The organism is Gallaecimonas pentaromativorans, from assembly GCF_003751625.1.
GTDB classification, from domain to species: Bacteria; Pseudomonadota; Gammaproteobacteria; order Enterobacterales; family Gallaecimonadaceae; genus Gallaecimonas; species Gallaecimonas pentaromativorans.
Genome location: NZ_RJUL01000010.1, coordinates 141588 through 164213, shown reverse-complemented (window position 1 = coordinate 164213; position 22626 = coordinate 141588). Strand labels below are relative to the sequence as shown.

The window sequence follows — 22626 nt, the reverse complement described above, 5'->3', positions numbered from 1 at the left end:
GATCCGAACGACCCAATCGTGGTCAACGTGACCATGGTGGTGACCGACAACGAAGGCGATCCGGCCCAAGATACCTTCAGTGTCACCTTCTTGGATGATGGCCCCGCCGTGGACATGGACAGCTTCTCCGTGGATAACCAGGCCGGCCTTTATACAGGTACCTGGACAGTGGACAGCGGCATAGATGGCTTCAGCAGTGACCCGCTCCACCTGCTCAATTCCGCTCAGGGGATCAACGTCAACCTGCTGAGCGACCTGGGGGATAATGCCGATGTCAGCCGGGTGGATATCTACAATGGCAGCGACTATGTCGGCGAGCAGCTGACCGTTCAATACGACGGCCAAACCTTCTTCACCTTGCTGATGAAGGCTGATGGCACTTACGAATTCAATCTGGTTACACCCAATCCCAGCAGTACCGAGCAGGTCACCTTCAACCAAAACATCGGTGCTCACCGCGCCGTGTTGTGGGCCGAAGAAATTCTGCTTAAAAGCTCTCCGACCGCAACCTTGGATACCGACATCCGCTTTACTTCGGAATCCGGGTTTATCAACACCAGTACCGTTGGCTTGGGGGTGGGAAGCAACTGGCTTGACCCAGGGGAGAGCTTGACAGCGAGCTTCTTTAACGGGGACGGCGATTCCGACGCTACCAGCCATTCGACAGTGCAAAAAGCGGTGGATGAGGTGAGCCTGACCTTTAAGGTCAACGGTAGCTCCGCCACCTTGAGCTTTGAACTGCTGGATGCCAATGGCAACGTGCTGGCGACAGTCAGCCATGTCAGCGTATCGGACAGCGGTATTGTGACCATCAATGCCGCTGATGTGGGGATCAGCGACTTCTACGGTGTGAATGTCATCCACGAAAGTGGCAGCGATGTTCGGCTGCTGGGCATGAGTACATCGGTCGAAATATTGCCAGATAGCCAGACCTTGAACTTTGACGTTGAAGTGGTTGATGGTGATGGCGACAGCACCCACAGCCCGTTCAACGTGACCATCGACGCTGGGGCTACGCCAGACAGCATCATTATTGTTGGCGACAACAGCTCCGATAATAACGGCAGCTCCACCCCCTTTGTCATCGGCTCGGGCTCTGGGCAGGTAACTGGTGGCGACGGTAATGACATTCTGGTTGGCGATGTCGGCGGCACTTCCATCATTACCGTGCCGGGGGCCAACTACAACATCACCCTGCTGGTGGATACCTCTGGCAGCATGAATGACCAGTCCGGCAGTAACATGAGCCGGATGGCTTTGGCGAAAAACGCCCTGGCCAACCTGGCCCATGAGTTGGAAGGCCATTCCGGCACCGTGAATGTGCGCCTCATCCCCTTCTCTTCGACTTTGGGCACCGCCACTACCGTCATGGGTCTTAACAGCAGCAATGTGCAGTTGTTGCTCAATGCCATCGACAACCTTCACGCCAATGGCTCTACCAACTATGAGGCGGCGTTCAACGACGCCGTCTCCTGGTTCAACAGCGTCACCGGCGGACAAAGCAGCGGAGAGGACTTCATCAACCTGTCGTTCTTCCTGACTGACGGCAACCCCACCGCCTATGGTAATAACCAGGGGCCCGGCGACAGGACCGACTATGAAGTGATGGATCACTCCGTCAATGCCGTCTCTTCCATGCTCAATGGCAATGGTGCAAACCCTATTATCTTCAACGCCATTGGTATCGGTGACGGTGTCAACAGCGACTATCTGCGGTTCTTCGACAATACCGACACCACCGGCCAGGACACTATCCACTTCGGCTGGGGCAACAATGCCAGGGAGGTAACCGGAACCGTTGGGGAGCCTACCATCATCAACACCGCCGAAGATCTCGATGCCGCCTTGCAAGACGGCTTTGACCAAGCCAACCCCAATGCCGTGGGCAGCGACACTCTGATTGGCGGTGAGGGGAACGACATCATTTTCGGTGACGTACTCAATACCGATTTTCTGTCCTGGAACGGCCACGATGCCGGTAGCCATGACGGGCAGGGCCTGCAAGCCTTGGTGGACTACCTGCAAAGCGTTAACGGCAGCGCACCAACTGACGAGCAGCTGCGTGACTTTATCCGCTACAACGCCTCAGCTCTGAACGCTGCCGGTGACGAGCGGGGAGGGGATGACGTTATCCAAGGCGGCGCCGGTAACGATCTTATCTTCGGCCAAGGTGGGGATGACCAAATCTCCGGTGGCCAGGGTAATGACCTGATGTTCGGCGGCACCGGTGCTGACCGTTTCAGCTGGCACGCCGGTGAGCAGGGCATTGACCATATCGGGGACTTCGGTGTCGGCGAAGACGCTCTTGATCTGTCACAGCTACTGCTGGGTGAAGAGAGCGGTCAGCTCGACAATTACCTGAGTTTCACACTGGTTGATGGCAGTACCCATATCAGCATCAATGCCGACGGCGTCGGTGCTGATGTAGACCAAACCATCGTGCTCGACGGAGTGGACCTGACTGCGCTGGGCAGTAACAACAGCGAGATAATTCAGGCCCTGCTGGGCAGTGGCTCACTGATTGTCGATACCACATCTTCTTCCAGTTCGGCCGTATTGGTACCCGAGGCAACTCCCGGTGATACCGACGATCAATTGCACGTTTACATGTAACGGAGCTGGGTATGGGTGTTCATGCTCCACAGTGGAAAGTCTCGCAAGCGCAGCACGTCGATGCTTTGTTGGATGCGTTGCAATGGTTGTTGGCTAAAGAAGGCCGGGCCTTATCGGGCCAGGCCTTGTTGGCCGGGCTACCGCTAGAGCAAGGTTGCCTGACCACCGACAGCTTTCCTCGGGCCGCTGCCCGGGGCGGTTTTGATAGCCAGTTGCTGAGCCTGGGCATTGACGATTTGGCTCAGGTATCAACACCGGTATTGCTGCTGCTAAACGACAAAGAGTGCGTTGTTATCAATGAACTCAAGGGGGACACCGCCACTTGGATGCGTTTCCCCCAGCGCCAGGCCACCACCGCCCCGCTACAAGAGCTCAAAGCAAACTACATGGGCTACTGCTTTACCTTGCATGCCCTTGATGAGCCGCAGCAGGACCAGCACAAACCTCACGCCGATAAAAAGCTGTTCTGGCGGACCCTCTGGCAGCGCCGTGGCTTGTATCGTGATGCGTTGCTGGCCTCATGCCTGATTAACTTCTTTGCCCTCGTGGTGCCGCTGTTCATCATGAACGTCTACGACAAAGTGGTGCCCAACCTCGCCTTTGATTCGCTGTGGGTGTTGGCGGCCGGAGCCTTGCTGGCATTCACTTTTGACTGTTCGCTTCGCCTCATTCGTTCCAAACTGCTCGATTTAGCTGGCCGTCAGGCAGAGCAGCAACTGTCGCAAGTGTTGATGGAGCGCAGCCTCGGCATGCCCCTTGCCAACAAGGCCAGCAGTCTTGGCCAGGCCATGCGGCGCTTTCAAGACTTTGATTATCTGAGGGAGTTTATTTCCTCGTCGACCATCGCCCTGGTTGCCGACCTGCCTTTTGCCCTGCTGTTTCTCTTGGTGATCGGTTTTATCGGCGGCGAACTGGTGGTTGTGCCTTTGGTGGCGGCACTGTCCCTCATTCTGGGGGCTTTGGTGCTGGCCAGGAGCCTGCATAAAACGGTGGCGCTCAATGCCCAGATCGCTGGCCTTCGCCAGACACAGCTGGCTGAGATGTTGGCCATGCCGGAATACATCAAGGCCTGCGGGGCAGAGCACCGTTGCCAGCACGGCTGGGAGCAGTTGGTGGCCGCCCAGTCCCAGGTGCAAAACCGGATGCGCGACCTACAACAAAGGCTCGCCACCATCTCCAACCTGATGGTGCAGCTGACCATGGTCGGTGTGGTAGTACTGGGGGTTTGGAACCTGTCAGGCGGTAACAGTAGCTTGGGGGCTATCGTCGCGGTGGTCATGCTGTCGAGCCGTACCATCGGCCCCTTCGCCCAGATAGCCAACCTGATTGGCCGTTATCAACAGGCGAAAGTGGGCATGAAAGCGTTGTCCGATTCCTTGGAAGAGCCAGACGAGTTTGCTGAGGCATCCGAGACCTTAAGAAGGCCGGTGGGGCGCGGCGCCTTTCATTTTGATTCGGTGTCCTTTTGCTATCCGCAAAGCAATCTGCCAGCTATCGATAACCTCAGCCTTACGGTTCGCCCCGGCGAACGTATCGGCATCATCGGCCGTACCGGTTGTGGCAAAACCACCCTGGCTAGGTTGCTTCTGGGGCTTTATAAACCCGATAAAGGGCACCTGCTGGTCGACGGAGTGGATATCCGCCAACGCCACCCCATGGATCTGCGCCGCGGTATCGGTTATCTCGCCCAAGATGCCCGGCTGGTAGCTGGCACCATTCGCGACAACATCATTTTTGGGTTAGGCCCCGTGCCTGAAGGGCAAATTCTGGATGCGGCAGAGCAGGCCGGGCTCAACGCTTTTACCGATATTGACGAAAGCGGCCTTTCCCGCAAGGTGGGGGAAGGTGGTGCCCAGCTCTCCCTTGGCCAGCGCCATCTGGTGGCGCTGGCTCGGGCGCTGGTGCTCAAACCCAAGGTGCTTATTCTTGATGAGCCTACCGCCAGTCTTGACCCCGCCACCGAACATCAGGTGATGGAAAAGCTGGCCGCCATCGGCAGAGACTGCACCTTGCTGCTGGTCACCCACAAGCAAAGCATGCTGCAACTGGTAGACCGTCTGGTGGTACTGGACCACGGCCATCTGGTGGTGGACGGCCCCAAAGAAAAGGTCCTTGCCTGGCTTAAGGAACAAGGGGGCCGCCATGAATAGCTGGTCACTGGACTATCACAGCCAATTGATGAAAACCCAGCTGCGCTATCACCGGGTACTGCTGTGGATACTGGCGCTGCTGATGCTGTGCTTTTTGCTCTGGGCTACCTTTTCCAAGCTCGATGAAGTGACCAGAGGACAAGGCAAGATCATCCCATCTCAGCAGCTGCAAGTGGTGCAGAGTGTTGATGGCGGTGTGGTGGAAGCCATTTACGTGCAAGAGGGGCAGGTGGTGAACGCTGGCCAGCCGCTGCTGCGCATCAACGACGTCCGCTTCCAGTCCGATTACCGACAAAATGCCCGCGAACTGGTGGGGCTTAAGAGCGCGGCGGTGAGGTTAGATGCCGAACTGGCCAGCGTGCAAATTCACCAAGACGCCGACTGGCAACGCCAGATCACCATTGCCGCCCAACCCTTGACCTTCCCTGACGACCTCACCCGCAATTATGGCGTTCTGGTGGCCAGGCAAACGTCCGAATACAAAGACCGGCTTAACAACCTTACCAACCAGGTGGCCATGCTCGCCGAGCAGATCACCCAGCGCCAGCAAGAACTCTCGGAACTGGATGCTAAGGTCACGCACCAGCAGCAGAGCCTGGAGCTGGCGCTCAAAGAGCTGCAACTGACCGAGCCCCTGGCCTCTCAGGGAGTGGTGTCCGAAGTTGAGATCCTCAAACTGCGCCGCCAGGTGAACGACATGCGTGGTGATGTGGCCATGGCCAAAGCCAACAAGCCTAAGATAACCGCTGCCAGGGACGAAGCCATTCTCAAACGCCGCGACGCGGTGCTGGCCTATCGCACCCAGGTGCAAGAAGAGCTACGCCGTACCGAATTGCAGCTCAATTCCCAACAAGAAACCACAGCCGGCCTTGAAGACCGCGTAGCCCGTACCCAACTGGTGTCGCCGGTTAAAGGCACTATCAAGACCCTGCACGTCAATACCGTCGGCGCCGTGGTGCAAGCGGCCACACCGATAGTGGAGATCGTGCCGATGGAAGGGCAACTGCTGGTCGAGGCCAAAGTCAGCCCGCGCGATATCGCCTTTTTAAGGCCGGGCCAGGATGCGGTGGTGCGGCTCAGTGCTTACGACTTCACTATTTACGGCGGCCTTAAAGGCATCCTTGACCACATCAGTGCCGATTCACTGGTAGATGATGACGGCAACGCCTATTACTTGATCAGGGTTCGCACCGACAAACCTTATCTGGTCAGAAACAACAAGGAGTTACCCATCATTCCGGGAATGCTGACTGAGGTAGACGTCATCACCGGAGAACACACCATACTCGATTACTTGCTTAAGCCAATCAAAAGGGCGCAGAGCACTGCGCTACGTGAAAGATAATTAAAAGGAAGAGGGGGTTTGTATGAAAGACAAGCTAAGGTTGTTTTCGCTTGCCATCCTTGTCAGCAGTTTATCGGCACAGGGAATGGCAGCGTCACTGGAACAGACAGTGGCCGATACACTGGAATCACACCCAGATCTGCGGGTGGTGTTCTCTCGCTTCAAGGCCTACGAAGAACAGGTTAATCAAGCCAGGGGCGGCTACTACCCGCAGGTCGATATTGGTCTTGGATATGGCTACGAAGACACCGACAGCCCCTCCAGCCGCGCGGTAACCGGGCGGCATCACCAGGAGCTTGACCGAGGGGAGGCGTCTATTTCCCTGCGCCAATTATTGTTCGACGGCTTTCGGGTATCTTCGGAAGTGGATCGACTGACTAACGAGGCGAGGGCAGAGCAGTATTCCCTTTTTTCCAGTGCCGAGAACACAGCGCTGAAAGTCTCCAAGGTGTACCTCGATGTGATCCGGCAAAAATCCGTTCTGGAACTTGCCAAACGTAACCTTGATGCCCACCAGAAGATCTTTGAAAGCATTCGCCAGCGCACCGAATCCGGGGTGGGGTCTAGCTCCGACCTGTCCCAAATTACCGGCCGTTTGGCCCGGGCCCAAGCCAATGTGATGGCTGCCGAGAATAACTACGAAGATGCGGTGGCCAGCTATATCCGTGAAGTTAACGCTGAACCACAAAACCTGGTGGTGCCGGTGCCTGACGCCGACATGCTGCCTGGCACTTTGGCTAAAGGCTTGGAACTGGCCAAGGAAAACCATCCGATTTTGAAATCCAGCAGCTTTGATGTGGCGGCGGCCGAAGCCGAAAAACGCGGTGCCAAGTCAGCCTACTATCCGAACTTCTACATTGAGGTTGAGCAGACCGCCAACAACGATCTGGATGGTTTCGAGGGCCACTATAACGACCTGACTGCCATGGTGCGGATGCGCTACAACCTCTTTGCCGGTGGCAGTGACTCGGCGCGGGTTCGTGAAACCATCTACAAGATTGGCGAAGCTAAAGAAATTCAGCAACGCGCCTGGCGAGAAGTGTCCGAAGGGATGCGCCTTTCCTGGAATGCGCTGCAAAGCCTGGGATTACAAAAAACTTATATTCGCCGCCATGTTGAGGCCAGTAAGGAAACCCAGGTGGCTTACGGCAAGCAATTCAACTTGGGCAAACGCACCCTGCTTGACCTTCTGGATACCGAGAACGAGTTGTTCGAGGCCCGTCGGGATTATCTCAACGCCCAATACGATGAGATTTATGCCCGTTACCGGGTGCTTAATGCCGAAGGCAAATTGCTCGATTCGTTGCGGGTGACCCGCCCGGCCATCTGGCAAGGTGAAGAATAAGGAGGCGTTATGAAGACCCTGATCCTGATGCTGGCCTCTGCCATTGGCCTGGCTGGCTGCGCCGTGCACGACACGGTGGCTTACGACCAACACACCGCACAGGTCAACGATCTCACCGATCCTGACAGTGACGGTGTCATCAATGCCCGTGACAAATGCGCCGAAACCTTGATGGGCGCCGAAATAGACAACTACGGCTGCGGCGACCGTGCCGACAACATTCAGCGCTTCGATCTCAAAGTGTTGTTCGCCAACGACTCCGACTACATCGACCCGCGCTATTACAGCGAAATTGGCAAAGTGGCCGACTTCATGAAGCAATACCCAGAGGCCAAACTGACCCTCGAAGGCCATTGCTCGAAAGTGGGCTCGGCCGACTACAACGTTGCCTTGTCGCAGCGGCGGGTCGACGCCGTGGCCAAGGTGCTGGAACAGCAATTTTCCATCGCCAAGGACAGGGTCAAAACGGTGGGCTATGGCTTTAACCGGCCATTGGATACGTCCATGACCGAAGAAGCCCACCGCAAGAACCGCCGGGTGGTTGCCGAACTGTCCGGTGCCAAGAATCTGCCTGTCATGCAGTGGACCATCTACACAGTGGACCAATGATCCGGCGCTGGCGTGAATGAAAAAGTGGCTATGGTTGCTGCCATTGTTGCCCGGCCTGTTATGGGCCGGGCTTTCCCAATTGGATTTGAGCCAGGCCAGGCTCAAAGTGGTGCAGGTCTATGGTGAACGGGCCGGGAAAAGGTTGGATAGCTGGCAGGCGCTGATGGCCGAAAATCAAGGCCGCCCCGAGGCCATGCAGATGGAGCTGGTGAACAACTTTTTCAACCAGTTTCACTTCATTGATGACGACAAGCTCTGGCACCAGAACGACTACTGGGCAACACCGCTGGAGTTTATCGGCGCTAACGGCGGCGACTGTGAAGACTTTGCTATCGCCAAGTTTTTTACCTTGCTGTCCATGGGAGTGCCAGAGCAGAAGATGCGCATTACCTACGTCAAGGCGTTGTCCGTTAACCAATACCACATGGTGCTGGCCTTTTATCCCAGTGCCAATGCCGTGCCCTTCATCCTCGACAATCTGGTGCCAGATATCCGCCGTGCCGACCAACGCCCGGATCTGCTCCCCATTTATTCGTTCAATGGTCAGCAGTTGTGGCTCAGTAAAGAAAAAGGTCGCGGCCAACTGGTGGGAGGAAGCTCTCGCCTGAAACGCTGGCAGGACCTGCAAAGCCGTTTCGGCATCAATCACCTCAATAAACCGCAGCTTACCCTGGAATAGAGGACGCCTATGACCCTACAAAAACAAATCCTGTGGTTGCTCAACATCAGTTTTCTGGTGGTGGTACTGGTGGTGTATGCGGTGGAATTCAATACCTCAAGGGATGCCATCAACAAGCAGATGGAGACCGATGTTCAGAACGCTTCTACCGCCTTGGGGCTGACCTTGACCGCCTTTTTGGACAGTGAAGACAGGGGCGGTGTGGATACCGTTATGCAGGCGGTGTTCGACGCCGGCTTTTACAGCGAGATCCGGCTCGATTGGTACGCCAAGGGCGAAGTAATAGAGAAGCAGCAGCAGCCTCGTGCTATGGATGTGCCGCAATGGTTTATGGGGTTGCCGCTTTTTGCCGCCGTGGCCCAGGAACAGGTGATCACCTCCGGCTGGCTGCAGGTCGCTAACTTAAAAGTGGTGGGGAACCCAGCAGTGGCCTACCAGGCCCTTTGGCGCACCGGCGTGCAGCTGTTGGCAACCTTGTTCGTGATTTACCTCATCCTACTGTTAGTAATTTGGCGCGGCCTACGCGTGCTGATGCGGCCCTTGCATGCCGTTGCCCGCCAAGCAAGGCGTATCACCAAGCGCCAGTTTGGCGAGCCCATTGCCGAGCCAAAAACCCGTGAGCTCAGAACCCTGGTCATGGCCATTAACGAAATGGCAGAACGGGTCAAATTGATGTTCGAGGGGCAGGATGAGCAAATAGGGCGGTTGCGCCTGGCTACCCAAACCGATCCGGTGTCTGGGCTCTCTAACCGTACCCACCTGATGGCCCATCTCAATGCCTGGCTGTCGGAGCCCGGTACCGGTGGCCTGATGCTGATGGACATCAAGTGGCTTGACGGCCTGCGCCTGCAGCAGGGCTACAAGGCGCGAGATGACCTGATAAAAGCCCTGGCCGAGCGGTTCAAGGGGCTCTGCGTTAAAGGCAGCCGCTGTATTTTTGCCCGTATCAGCCACACTGAGTTTGCTGCGCTTTGCGCCAGCGGAGATGAGCAGCAGCTAAGGGCCTGGCTTGAACAGGTACACCAAGAGCTGCTGGCCTTTTCCATGCAGCAGGGCCAAAGCGGAGGCGACTTTGCCATGGCCTTAGTGCCAAGAGGCAACCATTCCAGCCCCTCCAGCCTGATGAGCAGTGCCGACAGCGCCTTGCACCAGGCTTGGCAGACCCATCCACAGCTTTATTTTGCCCATCTGGCAGAAGATAGTGCGCCAAGCCAGGAAAAATGGCGCTTGGCGGTGGCCGATGCCATCGACCGCCAGGATTTCGGCTTGTTGCAACAATCGGCGATGAACTTGGAAGGTAACGAACCTTTGCATCTGGAGTGGTTTGCATCCTTGGCGATTGGCGCTCAGCGGTATCCGGCCAGCGCCTTCCTGGCTTTTGTGGAACAGTTCAACCAGGGCCAGTCTATGGATATGGCGGTGCTCAGCAAACTGCTTGGTAGCGAAGTGCTGGATAAACCGGTACTCAATGTCGTTAACCTCACCTTGGCTACCATGCGTGACCCCGACCCGCTGCTGCTACTGCTAGACCGCCACCCCCATACCTACCCGCTGGCGTTTGAGGTCAGTGAAGATGCGGTATTAGCGGATTTACCGGCCGCCCGTGCTTTTGCCGAGCAGCTTCGGCTGCGCGGATTGGGGCTGGGTTTTGACCATGTGGGGCGGCATATTAATTCCCTTCGCTATCTTCATGACTTGGCACCGGATCACATCAAGCTGGATCAAAGCCTCGCTTGCTATGAGCAGAGCGAAGAGGTGGGCCAGGAAGTGGTCAGGGCCCTTGCCCGAGTGGGAAAAAGCATGAAGATCCAAGTTATCGCCACCCGGGTGGAAAGGGGTGAGCAACTGGAGTTGCTCAAAGAGTTGGGGTTGACGGGCTACCAGGGCTACATCATGCCGCCTAAGGTAGTCAACTAATTCGGAGTTATTATTACGGTGAAAGTTGAAAGTTATGGCCTTTTGCTGAAGGCTGAGGTGTAATATTCGGTTGGATGTTTCTGATTAGCTAACTCTGATGTTTGACCAAGGCCCTTACCATTCTTCTTTTCATCTGCGCCTGCTGCGCCCCCGATATTGGGGGCACTGGTTGATTGTGCTGGCCATGCTGTTTATGGCGTTTATTCCCCTTTTAGTGAGAGACCGTCTGGCTGATGTCATTGCCAGTTGGATGGTTAACCGTGACTTTCTGAAAAAGCGTCGGCTGGTGATCCGCTGTAATCTTGAGCGCTGTTTCCCTGATCTATCCGATAGCCTTTACGAGCAAATGGCACGGGAAAACGTCAGGGCCTTTTGCCAAACGGTGTTGAGCCTTGGCGAACTGATGTGGCGCTCCAAGAAAGCTCAGCAACGGCGTATCCGCATCGAGGATGACGGTCGCTTGGCCAAGCTTAAAGCCAATGGCAAGCCGCTACTTTTTCTGACTCCCCATACCTTTGGCCTGGATTGGGCTGCCCGAGCCCTGATCCTGGCCGGTTTCCCCATGTCCAATATCTTCAAGCCTACTGGCAAACCGGTCTTTGACTACCTGATGTTCAAGTACCGTACCTCCCAAGGAGGTGTGCAATTTAGCCGGGGCGAAGGGATGCGTACCCTGGTCCAAAGTATCCGTAGCGGCTATTGCTGCCTTTACGTGGCTGACCAGGACCACGGCATGGCGTCGTCGGTGTTTGCGCCCTTTTTTGGCACCCCCAAATGCACCTTGCCAATCATGGGGCGGCTGGCCCAGGCAGCCCGAGCCCAGGTGGTGCCGGTGATAGTGGGTTATGACCCCCACACCCACCAGTTCGTACTGCATGTAGACGAGCCCCTGGAGACCCTTGAAACTGACGACCTAGCCTCTGCCACCCAGATGAACCGAGCCTACGAGAAGCTCATCAGCCGTTTCCCGGCCGACTTCATGTGGTCTTTGAAGATCTTCCGCAATCTCGATGGCACTCGCCCTTACCCCAGTCCCAATAGCGAGTGGCGGATCAACACCGGTTGAGGACGGCCTCCTGCTGGAGACGGTGTTGTTGGCAAATCGTACTGTCTTCGCCCACAAAAAAGGCCTCCCGAGGGAGGCCTTTTTGCATGCAAAAGGGCTCAGTGCAGTACCCGTGCTTTGACGGTGCCTTTCACTGCCTTGAGTTTTTCGAGCACGTCGTCGGCGTAGGCGGCATCCACATCCATCACCACATAACCGATTTGCTGGGTGGTTTGCAGGTACTGGGCGGCGATGTTCACGCCGGTCTCTGCAAAGATTTGGTTGATGCTGTTGATAACACCGGGCTGGTTGCGGTGAATGTGCAGCAGGCGGGAACGGCCGTCATGCTGGGGCAAGGACACCTCGGGGAAGTTGACCGCCGACAAGGTGGAGCCGTTGTCGGAGTACTTGGCCAGCTTATTGGCCACTTCCACACCGATATTGGCCTGGGCTTCCACGGTGGAGCCGCCGATATGGGGAGTGAGGATGACGTTGTCAAAAGCCTGCAGCGGGCTGACGAACGCTTCGTCGTTGCCTTTGGGCTCTACCGGGAATACATCGATGGCGGCGCCGGCCAGGTGTTTGCTTTCCAGGGCGCCAGCCAGGGCGTCGATATCCACTACGGTACCGCGCGAGGCATTGATGAGGATGGCGCCGGCCTTCATCTGGTTGATTTGCTCGGCCGCGAACATGTTTTTGGTGGAGGGTGTTTCCGGCACGTGCAGGCTGACCACATCGGCCTGAGCCAGCAATTCTGCCTGGCTGACCTGGCGAGCGTTACCCAAGGGTAGCTTGCTCTCGATATCGTAGAAAATCACGTTCATGCCCAGGGTCTCGGCCAGTACCCCAAGCTGGGTACCGATATGGCCGTAACCGATAATGCCAAGGGTCTTGCCCCGGGCTTCAAAGCTGCCGTTGGCGCTCTTGTCCCAGCCGCCCACTTTGGCGGCGGCTGCTTTGGCCGGAATGTTGCGAAGCAGCATGATGGTTTCGCCAATCACCAGTTCGGCAACGGAACGGGTATTGGAGAACGGGGCGTTGAAGACCGGTACTCCCAGCGATTCCGCTTCGCCAAGATCCACCTGGTTGGTGCCGATGCAAAAACAGCCGATGGCGCAGAGTTTCTCGGCGTGGGCCAGCACATCCTTGGTGATCTGGGTACGGGAGCGCAGGCCAATAAAGTGGGCGTCCTTGACCTTCTCGGCCAGCTCGGCGCCGGAGAGGGAGGTCTTGAGGTACTCGATATTGGTGTACCCCTGGGCCTTGAGGGTGTCCAGGGCGCTCTGGTGAACACCTTCAAGGAGCAGGAAGCGGATCTTGTCTTTGTCGAGGGAGTACTGGGCCATGTTTCACCTGGTGTTGCTAGCTTGGAGAATTGGTGTACCTGGTGGGGCGCGGCAGGCGCATTTTTCGCCAGGGGTGTATAGACGGCCAGATGGCCGTCTAAAAGTCAACGGATTTTTACCCCGTCGCTGGTGCCAACCAGCACTACATCGGCGGCGCGGGCGGCAAAGAGGCCGTTGGTCACCACGCCGACGATGGCGTTGAGCTTGGCCTCGAAGTCGACTGGATCAACGATTTTCAGGTTGTGCACATCGAGGATCACATTGCCGTTGTCGGTCACCACCCCTTCACGGTAGACCGGGTCGCCGCCCAGCTTGACCAGCTCGCGAGCCACATAGGAGCGAGCCATGGGGATCACTTCCACCGGCAGCGGGAAGGCGCCCAGCACCTCAACGGTTTTGCTGGCATCGACGATGCACACGAACTTGTCGGCCACGGCGGCGACGATCTTCTCGCGGGTAAGGGCCGCGCCGCCGCCTTTGATCATATGGTTCTGGCCGTTGATTTCATCGGCGCCGTCTACATAGACAGACAACTCCGGCACGCTGTTGAGATCAAAAATCTCGATGCCCATGGCCTTGAGCTTGGCGGTGGAGGCTTCAGAAGAAGAAACGGCACCTTTGATTTGGTGCTTGATGGTGCCCAGAGCATCGATGAAGTGGTTGACGGTAGAGCCGGTGCCCACGCCTACTATGCTGTCTTTGACCACATAATCCAGCGCTTTCCAACCAACGGCTTTTTTCAGTTCATCTTGCGTCATTACCAGGGCTCCAAGGGGAATGGGGCAGGCATTATATCAGCTACGAAAACGTTTTATCCCCTTTGGCGTGACGATAAGGCTCAAGGGTTTGTCCCAGCTGGCTACCGGCAGCGCCGGGTGCTGCTGGCAATCATGGGCAAGGCCCACCACCAACCCCTGGTAAGAGGCGAGACTACGGTCGTAAAAACCGCCGCCCATGCCCAAGCGGTGGCCGGCATCGTCAAAAGCCACTAAGGGGGTAAAAACCACATCGATATCGCTAACCGGCACCACTTTACGTACATCCAGCTGCGGCTCGGGAATGCCAAAACGGTTGAGGGTCATGGCTTCACCGCGCTGGTATCGCATAAACAGCAGGTGCCCTGGCACAAAGGGATGTAGCACCGGCAGCAACACTGTTTTTCCGGCACCGGCCAACGCATCGAGCAGCGGCTGAGGGTCCAGCTCGCCATCGTTGGCAAGATAAAGGGCGAGGGTGGTGGCACCGGCCAGCTCCGTCAGGCCCAGCGCTTGCTGGGCGGCGGCCTTGGCGGCTTGGTCTTGCTCAGTGGGGGAGAGGGCGCTTCGTTGCTGGCGTGCCCAGCGGCGAATGCCGTTTCGGTCAGTCATTCAATAAGAGGGCCCCGGAATGCCGCTGCAGATGTTAGCCCTTGAACCCAATGGTTCAAGGCGGGTACTTGGTTGCCGCCGTAGGCGTCTCAGTACGAGCTGAGCTTGCGCAATAGCAGCAGAGAAAGCACCCTTAGACGTAGATATCGGCTCAGGGACATAGATCCGCTGGCAAACATCCCAGGGACTTATTCTTTCGCCTGGTGGATCAAGGCCTGCTCAATGGTTTGCTGCAGTGTCTTGATCTTGGAGTCCATGGCATCAGCATACTCACGGCTGCGGGCCTCAGCAAGGCGCAGTTCATGGGTGAGGTTCAGTGCCGCCATGGTCAGCAATTGTTCGCGGTTGCCTAATTCGGACTGATTACGCAGGGTTTTCAAGCGGTCGTCGAGGTCACGGGCGGCTTCTTTCAAAGATTGCTCGTGTCCACGAGGGCAGGCTACGCGAAAGCGTCTGCCCAGTACGACAATTTCCAACGTCTCTTGCAACGATTGCTCTGCCATGCAGTGTCCTTGGGTAATCAGTCTGCATCCGTAGGCGCGCGTTAAGGTGGCGCACTATAGCGATGCCATTGCGATGGATCAAGGGATGCGCTGGCTGATGAGCGCATCCTTCGTGTTAGGATAACGTCCATGCCCCTTGCTGGAAGATGAATATGAGCCCTAACGGCCAGAATCCCCATACTTACGAAAGCCTGGCCCGCTTGCTGGCCAGCAACCAGGTTACCGCTTCACCTGCCGAGATCCACGGCATTCTTACCGGCCTGGTAGCGGCCGGCCATGAGATGGATGGCACCAGCTACCTGGTTCCCCTCTATGACCTGACCAACAACGGCCTGGCCTACACCCAGGCGGTCAAAGACGTGCTGGAGCCGATGTTCCTGCAGCTTTGCCAGCAACTGGTCGAAGCCAATTTCGAATTTTCAGTGCTGTTGCCTGATGAAGACGAAGCCCTGCCGGACCGTATCCAAGGGCTTTGCGACTGGGCCCAGGGCTTTTTGGCCGGTTATGGCGTGCAGGCCGGTAAGGCCAAGGTCAGCGACGATATCCGCGAGGCGCTGGACGACTTGGCAGATATCGCCAACCTCTCCACCGAAGTGGAAGAAGACGACAGCGCCGCCGAGTCGGCCTTTGTGGAAGTGGAAGAGTACCTGCGGGTTGTCGCCATGCTGGTGTTCAGCCATTTCGCCAAAGCGCCTGAGCAAAACGCCGCCAAAACCCTGCATTGATGTCATGAAGCTCGATATTCTCATTGTCGGCGGCGGCATGGTCGGGGCTACCCTGGCCTGGGGGTTGGCTCGCCGCTTCGGGCACTGGCAGGTCGGCATTGTCGAGCCGGCCCGGTTTGACCAGAGCCAGCAGCCCAGCTTTGATGACCGCGTTATTGCCCTGTCGGCCGGCTCTGTCGAGGGCCTGGAGACCATGGGACTGTGGCCCCATCTAAAGGCCGATGCAGAGGCTATCCGCCATATTCATGTGGCCGAGCGCGGCGGTTTTGGCCGCGCTCAAATTCACGCCGCCGACCACAAGGTCGAGGCCCTAGGGCAAGTGATCCCGGTGCGGGCCTTTGGCCAGGTGCTGCGTGAAAAGCTGCCTTGCCAATGGTTTTGCCCCGACCGCATTGCCCATATCGAATCGTTGGATGCCGGCTATCAGGTCACCCTGGCCTCGGGCCTGCAATTGCAGTGCAAGTTGCTGGTGGTGGCCGACGGCGGCCAGTCGCAAACCCGCAAGCTGCTGGGTATCGCCGCCAGCGACAAGCCCTATGGCCAAAGCGCCATCATCGCCAATATCAAAACCGACAAGCCCCACCAGGGCTGGGCCTATGAGCGTTTCACCGGCACCGGCCCCCTGGCGCTGCTGCCCATGACCGAGGGGCGCATGAACCTAGTGCTGTGCGTGCGCCCCGAAGAGGTGGAGCAGACCATGGCGCTGGGTAACCCAGATTTTGCCGCCTTGCTGCAGCAGCGTTTTGGCTGGCGCCTGGGGGCTTTTGTCGATATCGGTGAGCGCCACTGTTACCCGCTGCACCTTATCGAGGCCGCCAGTTTGCGCGCCCACAGGGCGGTGGTGCTGGGTAACGCCGCCCACAGCCTGCACCCCATTGCCGGCCAGGGCTTTAATCTTGGCCTTCGTGATGTGTTGGTGCTGCTTGAAAGCCTTGCGCCTGGCGACCCTGGCCATTGGCTGGGCCTGGCCCGTTGGGAGGCGAAGCGCCAGGGCGACCTTGGCCGCACCATCGCCACGACCGATCTGCTGGCCCGCCTCTTTACCTGGGATCTGACCCCGCTTTATCTCGGGCGCAATGCCGGCCTGGGTCTTTTGAATCACCTGCCGATGGCCAAGCGTAAGCTGGCCTGGCAAATGCTTGGATGGGAAAACTGATGGCCTTTATGGAAGCGCAGGTCACCGTGGTGGGTGGCGGCATGGTGGGTGCCGCCCTGGCGCTGATGCTGGGCCGCGGTGGTATCAAGGTGGTGTTGGTGGACGGCCATGAGCCCAACCAGGACTTTGGCCCGGTGGCCGACACCCGGGTCAGCGCCATTTCCGAGGGCTCACGGCAAATTTTGGCTGGCCTTGGCGCCTGGCAGCACATTGCCCGTAAAGGCCCCTACCAGGCCATGGAAGTCTGGGAAAAAGACAGCTTCGGTAAGCTGGCTTTTTCAGCAGAGGACGTCAAAGCCGAAGTGCTTGGCCACATTGTCGAGAACCGGCAAATTCAGTTGGCGCTGTGGCAGGAAATTCGCCAGTGCCCGGCCATCACCTTCAAGGCCCCGGCCAAACTTGCCGCCATCAACGAAGGCGAGCAAAACCTGATGCTGAGCCTGGACAACGGCGACATGGTGGCGACCCGCCTGCTGGTGGGAGCCGACGGTGCCAATTCCCAGGTGCGGGCCCTGGCCGATATTCCCATTGTGTTTCACGACTACGGCCACCACGCCCTGGTGGCAACGGTAAAAACCGAGCTGCCCCACCAGGGCGCTGCCCGGCAAATCTTCCGGCCCCAGGGGCCGCTGGCTTTCTTGCCACTGTGGGACGTGAACCAGTGTTCCATTGTCTGGTCGACAGTGCCGCAGGAGGCCGACGCCCTGATGGCCCTTGATAGCACCGATTTTGCCAATCAGCTGCGCCTGGCTTTTGATAATCGCCTGGGCGCCGTAGAGCTGTTGAGCGAGGTGCAAAGGCTGCCGCTGATGGCCCGTTACGCCCGGGATTTTGTCAAACCCCGTATGGCACTGGTGGGCGACGCCGCCCACACCATCCACCCCCTGGCTGGCCAAGGGGTTAACCTCGGTCTTGCCGATGCCCTGGCGCTGGCCGAAACGCTGCTGGACGCCGCCATGGATGAGCGCGATTTTGGTAGCCTCAAGGTGCTGGCTCCTTATGGCCGGGCCCGTAAAGCGGCCGCTATCAAGATGCTGGCGGCCATGAATGGCCTGAAAACCTTGTTCGGCGTTGCTAATCCATTACTTAAAGTAATGCGCAACCTGGGGTTGAATGGGGTGTCTTCGGTGGCGCCTGTTAAACGGGTTTTCATTGAAGAAGCTAGAGGTGTGGTGGTGCTTGATCAGCTTTTATCTGTGCAAAAAAAGCATCAAATATTCTCACCTTAAATTGTTGTCGTCGCGGCGTTATAATGCCCTGCCATGATGGGCAGGTAATCGTTTTCTTTTGCTGCTCATCCCTGGACCTTACCGCCAGAATGAACAGATAAGGGAAACGCCATGACCCAACAAACCGTGCTTTTTGATGCCCACAACGCCTGTGGCGCCAAGATGGTCGACTTCCACGGCTGGGATATGCCGCTGCACTACGGCTCGCAGATTGAAGAGCACAAAGCGGTGCGCAGCGATGCCGGCATGTTCGACGTTTCCCACATGACGGTGGTGGATCTCACCGGCACTAAGACCCGTGACTTCCTGCGCTACCTGCTGGCCAACGACGTGGCCAAGCTCACCGTGCCGGGCAAGGCCCTCTACACCGGTATGCTCGATGACAACGCCGGTGTGATTGACGATCTTATCGTCTACTTCCTGTCCGAAGATTTCTTCCGCCTGGTGGTGAACTCCGCCACCCGCGAAAAAGACCTGGCTTGGATAACCAAGCAGGCTGCCGCTTTTGAGGTGACTGTCACCGAGCGCCCAGAGCTGGCCATGATCGCCGTGCAAGGCCCCAACGCCAAAGCTAAGGCCGCCACCGTATTCAGCGCCGAACAAAACGCTGCCGTTGAAGGCATGAAGCCCTTCTTTGGTGTGCAGGCCGGTGACCTTTTCATCGCCACCACCGGTTACACCGGCGAAGCCGGCTACGAAATCGTGGTGCCCCAAGACCAGGCCGTGGCCCTGTGGAACGCCCTGCTGGCCGCCGGCGTCAAGCCTGCCGGCCTTGGTGCCCGCGACACCCTGCGCCTGGAAGCCGGCATGAACCTCTACGGCCAGGACATGGACGAGACCGTTTCTCCGCTGGCGGCCAACATGGGCTGGACCATCGCCTGGGAACCCCAGGACCGCGATTTTATCGGCCGTAGCGCCTTAGAAGCGCAGAAAGCCGCCGGCACCATGCAACTGGTTGGCCTGGTGATGGAGCAAAAAGGCGTGCTGCGCCACGGCCAGAAGGTGGTTACCGCCAATGGCGAAGGTGAGATCACCTCCGGCACCTTCTCTCCGACCCTGGGCTTTGCCATCGCCATGGCCCGGGTTCCGGCCGGTGACTTCACCGATGCCCAGGTAGAAATTCGTAATAAGTTGGTGGATGTGAAGGTCGTCAAGCCAGCATTCGTGCGTAACGGCAAGAAGGTTTGCTAACCTAATTCAGTTCACCAAACTCAGGCATTAAAGGAACGGAATAACAATGAGCAATATCCCTGCAGATCTGAAATACACCGCCTCCCACGAGTGGATCCGCAAAGAGTCCGACGGTAGCTACACCATTGGTATCACCGAGCACGCCCAAGAGCTGCTGGGTGACATGGTGTTCGTTGAGCTGCCAGAAGTGGGCAGCACCGTGAACAGCGGTGACGACGTGGCCGTGGTGGAGTCTGTAAAAGCCGCCTCCGACGTGTACAGCCCGCTGACCGGCGAAATCGTTGCCGTCAACGAGGCCCTGGAAGACGCGCCCGAGACCGTGAACAACGAGCCCTACACCGACGGCTGGCTGTTCCGTGTCAAAGCCACCGACGATGCCGAGCTCGCCGAGCTGCTGGATGCCGAAGGCTACCAGAACGTCATCGACGAAGAATAAGCTAACGTATTGTTGTTCAAAGCCCCGGCGTATCGCCGGGGCTTTGCTTACCATCAGAGGTGAACATGTCTGATACCCGCCGTTCCTTGACCGAACTCGAATACAAAGACGCCTTCATCGACCGCCATATCGGCCCGGATGCCGCTGAAACTGCTGCCATGCTGGCCACCATTGGCGCCGCGTCCGTTGAAGCCCTGATTGAAGAAACCGTGCCTGGCTCTATCCGCCTGGATAAAGAGCTGACCATCGGTGCGCCCAAGACCGAAGAAGAAGCCCTGGCTCAGTTGAAAGCCCTGGCTGATAAGAACAAGGTCTTTAAATCCTACATCGGTATGGGCTACCACCCGACCCTGACCCCCAACGTTATCCTGCGCAACGTGCTGGAAAACCCGGGCTGGTACACCGCCTACACCCCTTACCAGCCGGAGATCGCCCAAGGCCGCCTGGAAGCCATTTTGAACTTCCAGCAGTTGTCCATGGATCTGACCGGTATGGACCTGGCCTCCGCCTCCCTGCTGGACGAAGGCACCGCTGCCGCCGAAGCCATGGCGCTGGCCAAGCGTGTGGCCAAGAGCAAGTCCAACACCTTCTTTGTGGATCAAGAGTGCCACCCGCAAACCATCGGTGTGGTGAAAACCCGCGCCAGCGCTTTTGGTTTTGAGGTGGTGGTTGGCCCTGCCGCCAGCGCCGAGGGCATGGACATCTTCGGTGCCCTGCTGCAATACCCCGGCACCCAGGGTGACGTGGTTGACCATAGCGATTTGATTGCTGCCATCCAGGCTCAGAAGGGTATCGTGGCCGTGGCCGCCGACATCATGGCGCTGCTGCTCCTAAAATCCCCCGGCACCCTGGGCGCCGATGTGGTGCTGGGTTCTGCCCAACGCTTCGGTGTGCCCATGGCCTACGGTGGCCCACATGCTGCGTTCTTTGCCACTCGCGATGCCTACAAGCGCTCCATGCCTGGCCGCATTATCGGTGTCTCCAAAGACGCCCGTGGCAAGCCGGCGCTGCGCATGGCGATGCAGACTCGCGAGCAGCATATCCGCCGCGAAAAGGCCAACTCCAACATCTGTACCGCCCAGGTGCTGCTGGCCAACATGGCCTCCTTCTACGCCGTTTACCACGGCCCCGAAGGTCTCAAACGCATTGCCCAGCGCATCCACCGCCTGACCGACATCCTGGCCCTGGGCCTCAAAGACAAGGGCCTGGCCATTGCCAACGGCCACTGGTTTGACACCCTGACCATCCATGTCAAAGACAAGGCCGCTACCCTGGCCGCTGCCGAAGCCAAAGGCGTTAACCTGCGCCGTGACCTCGACGGCGCCGTGGGCGTGACCTTGAGTGAAGCCACCACCCGTGAAGACGTGGCCGAGCTGTTTGACGTCCTGCTGGGCGCCGGTCACGGCCTGGACGTAGCGGCCCTGGATGCCCGTATTCAGGACGGCGAAATTGAGTCCATCCCGGCTTCACTCAAGCGTGAAGACGCGGTGCTCAAGCATGAGGTGTTCAACCAGTACCACTCCGAAACCGAGATGCTGCGTTACATCAAGCGCCTCGAGAACAAGGACCTGGCCCTGAACCACTCCATGATCAGTCTCGGTTCCTGCACCATGAAGCTGAACGCCACCGCCGAGATGATCCCCATCACCTGGCCCGCGTTCGCTTCCCTGCACCCCTTCTGCCCGGACAACCAGGCCGAAGGCTATCACGGCATGATTAACCTGTTGGCCGACTGGCTGGTTAACATCACCGGTTACGACCAAATTGCCATGCAGCCCAACTCCGGTGCCCAGGGTGAGTATGCGGGCCTGCTGGCCATTCGCGGCTACCACGAGTCCCGCGGCGAAGCGCACCGTAACGTCTGCCTTATCCCCAGCTCCGCTCACGGCACCAACCCGGCGACTGCCCAGATGGTGTCTTACAAGGTGGTGGTGGTGGCCTGCGACAAGCAGGGCAACATCGACTTGGCCGACCTGCGCGCCAAGGCCGAGGAAGTGTCCGACAACCTGGCCTGTATCATGGTCACCTACCCGTCCACCCACGGCGTCTACGAAGAGACCATCCGTGAGGTGTGCGACATCATCCACCAGCACGGTGGCCAGGTGTACATGGACGGCGCCAACATGAACGCCCAGGTGGGCCTGACCGCGCCGGGCTTTATCGGCTCGGACGTGTCGCATCTGAACCTGCACAAGACCTTCTGTATCCCCCACGGTGGCGGCGGCCCCGGCATGGGCCCCATCGGTGTCAAAAGCCACCTGGCGCCCTTCGTGCCCAACCACGCGGTGATGCAGCTTGAAGGCCCCAACGCCGACAGCGGCGCGGTGTCTGCCGCCCAGTTCGGCTCGGCCGGCATTCTGCCCATCTCCTGGATGTACATCGCCATGATGGGTTCGGTTGGCCTGAAAAAAGCCACCGAGTACGCCATCCTCAACGCCAACTACGTGGCCAAGTGCCTGGGCGACAAGTTCCCGGTACTGTACAGCGGCCGTAACGGCCGGGTGGCCCACGAGTGCATCCTGGACTTGCGCCCCCTCAAAGAGGAAAGCGGCATCAGCGAGATGGACGTGGCCAAGCGCTTGATGGACTTCGGTTTCCACAGCCCCACCATGTCCTTCCCGGTGGCCGGCACCCTGATGGTGGAGCCCACCGAGTCAGAGTCCAAGGCCGAGCTGGACCGCTTCATCAACGCCATGAATGCCATTTATGAAGAAATTCAGATGGTTGGCCGTGGTGAGTGGACCTTGGAAGACAACCCGCTGGTGAACGCGCCCCACACCCAGGACGACGTCATGGACCCCAACTGGAACCGTGCTTATGAGCGCGCCCTGGCGGTGTTCCCCAACGAGGACGTGCGCCTCAACAAGTTCTGGCCCACCGTTAACCGCATCGACGATGTGTACGGTGACCGCAACCTGTTCTGCGCCTGTGTGCCCACCGACGCTTACGCCGAGTAAGCAAGGTGCTTGA

At 58.1% G+C, this 22626-nt stretch carries 18 protein-coding genes and 1 other RNA gene; 14 read left to right on the top strand and 5 right to left on the bottom strand.

Annotated features, from left to right (window positions below):
• The 8 genes from EDC28_RS17200 to EDC28_RS17165 form a co-directional block, all read left to right on the top strand.
• Window positions 1-2613 (top strand): type I secretion C-terminal target domain-containing protein (locus tag EDC28_RS17200; RefSeq protein WP_148049876.1); only part of this gene is annotated, 2613 nt, incomplete at its 5' end.
• A gap of 11 nt (window positions 2614-2624) precedes the next feature.
• Window positions 2625-4763, top strand: coding sequence for a type I secretion system permease/ATPase (locus EDC28_RS17195; protein ID WP_123422413.1), 2139 nt, complete (start codon window positions 2625-2627; stop codon window positions 4761-4763).
• Window positions 4756-6108: an HlyD family type I secretion periplasmic adaptor subunit gene (locus EDC28_RS17190; RefSeq protein WP_123422412.1), complete on the top strand. Its 1353-nt coding sequence runs from the start codon at window positions 4756-4758 to the stop codon at window positions 6106-6108. Before EDC28_RS17195 ends, EDC28_RS17190 begins: the two co-directional genes overlap by 8 nt.
• Window positions 6109-6193: 85 nt before the next feature.
• Window positions 6194-7453: a TolC family outer membrane protein gene (locus tag EDC28_RS17185; protein ID WP_280530863.1), complete on the top strand. Its 1260-nt coding sequence runs from the start codon at window positions 6194-6196 to the stop codon at window positions 7451-7453.
• Between the two features lie 9 nt (window positions 7454-7462).
• Window positions 7463-8062, top strand: a complete 600-nt coding sequence (locus tag EDC28_RS17180) for an OmpA family protein (RefSeq protein ID WP_123422410.1) — start codon at window positions 7463-7465, stop codon at window positions 8060-8062.
• Between the two features lie 16 nt (window positions 8063-8078).
• Window positions 8079-8741, top strand: coding sequence for a transglutaminase-like cysteine peptidase (locus tag EDC28_RS17175; protein ID WP_050660775.1), 663 nt, complete (start codon window positions 8079-8081; stop codon window positions 8739-8741).
• Window positions 8742-8750: 9 nt separating this feature from the next.
• Window positions 8751-10658, top strand: a complete 1908-nt coding sequence (locus EDC28_RS17170; RefSeq protein ID WP_123422409.1) for a bifunctional diguanylate cyclase/phosphodiesterase — start codon at window positions 8751-8753, stop codon at window positions 10656-10658.
• A gap of 97 nt (window positions 10659-10755) precedes the next feature.
• On the top strand, window positions 10756-11724 hold the full coding sequence (locus tag EDC28_RS17165; protein WP_123422408.1) for an LpxL/LpxP family acyltransferase: 969 nt from the start codon (window positions 10756-10758) through the stop codon (window positions 11722-11724).
• A 98-nt stretch (window positions 11725-11822) separates the two neighbouring features.
• Here the strand turns inward: EDC28_RS17165 and serA are convergent, their stop codons facing one another.
• The 5 genes from serA to zapA form a co-directional block, all read right to left on the bottom strand.
• Window positions 11823-13049, bottom strand: coding sequence for a phosphoglycerate dehydrogenase (serA, locus tag EDC28_RS17160; protein ID WP_050660778.1), 1227 nt, complete (start codon window positions 13047-13049; stop codon window positions 11823-11825).
• A 104-nt stretch (window positions 13050-13153) separates the two neighbouring features.
• Window positions 13154-13807, bottom strand: coding sequence for a ribose-5-phosphate isomerase RpiA (rpiA, locus tag EDC28_RS17155; RefSeq protein WP_123422407.1), 654 nt, complete (start codon window positions 13805-13807; stop codon window positions 13154-13156).
• Window positions 13808-13843: 36 nt separating this feature from the next.
• Window positions 13844-14416 (bottom strand): 5-formyltetrahydrofolate cyclo-ligase, encoded by a 573-nt coding sequence (locus EDC28_RS17150; protein WP_050660780.1) that lies wholly within the window; start codon window positions 14414-14416, stop codon window positions 13844-13846.
• Window positions 14417-14423: 7 nt separating this feature from the next.
• Window positions 14424-14606, bottom strand: a non-coding RNA gene (gene ssrS / locus EDC28_RS17145) — 6S RNA.
• A complete protein-coding gene (gene zapA, locus EDC28_RS17140; RefSeq protein WP_083446022.1) occupies window positions 14605-14919 on the bottom strand; it encodes a cell division protein ZapA in 315 nt (104 codons plus the stop codon). Before zapA ends, ssrS begins: the two co-directional genes overlap by 2 nt.
• Window positions 14920-15071: 152 nt before the next feature.
• Here zapA and EDC28_RS17135 point away from each other — a divergent pair, with 152 nt between their 5' ends.
• The 6 genes from EDC28_RS17135 to gcvP all read left to right on the top strand — a co-directional run bounded on the left by EDC28_RS17135 (window position 15072) and on the right by gcvP (window position 22613).
• Window positions 15072-15644, top strand: a complete 573-nt coding sequence (locus EDC28_RS17135; RefSeq protein ID WP_170164161.1) for a UPF0149 family protein — start codon at window positions 15072-15074, stop codon at window positions 15642-15644.
• Between the two features lie 4 nt (window positions 15645-15648).
• A complete protein-coding gene (ubiH, locus tag EDC28_RS17130; protein ID WP_050660783.1) occupies window positions 15649-16800 on the top strand; it encodes a 2-octaprenyl-6-methoxyphenyl hydroxylase in 1152 nt (383 codons plus the stop codon).
• Window positions 16788-18029 carry an FAD-dependent monooxygenase gene (locus tag EDC28_RS17125; RefSeq protein WP_244946606.1) on the top strand — a complete coding sequence of 414 codons (1242 nt, stop codon included), beginning with the start codon at window positions 16788-16790 and terminating at the stop codon, window positions 18027-18029. Before ubiH ends, EDC28_RS17125 begins: the two co-directional genes overlap by 13 nt.
• Before the next feature lie 111 nt (window positions 18030-18140).
• Window positions 18141-19220, top strand: coding sequence for a glycine cleavage system aminomethyltransferase GcvT (gene gcvT / locus EDC28_RS17120; protein ID WP_050660785.1), 1080 nt, complete (start codon window positions 18141-18143; stop codon window positions 19218-19220).
• Between the two features lie 46 nt (window positions 19221-19266).
• A complete protein-coding gene (gene gcvH, locus EDC28_RS17115) occupies window positions 19267-19656 on the top strand; it encodes a glycine cleavage system protein GcvH (RefSeq protein ID WP_050660786.1) in 390 nt (129 codons plus the stop codon).
• A gap of 65 nt (window positions 19657-19721) precedes the next feature.
• A complete protein-coding gene (gene gcvP, locus EDC28_RS17110) occupies window positions 19722-22613 on the top strand; it encodes an aminomethyl-transferring glycine dehydrogenase (protein ID WP_123422405.1) in 2892 nt (963 codons plus the stop codon).
• Window positions 22614-22626 lie beyond the last annotated feature (13 nt).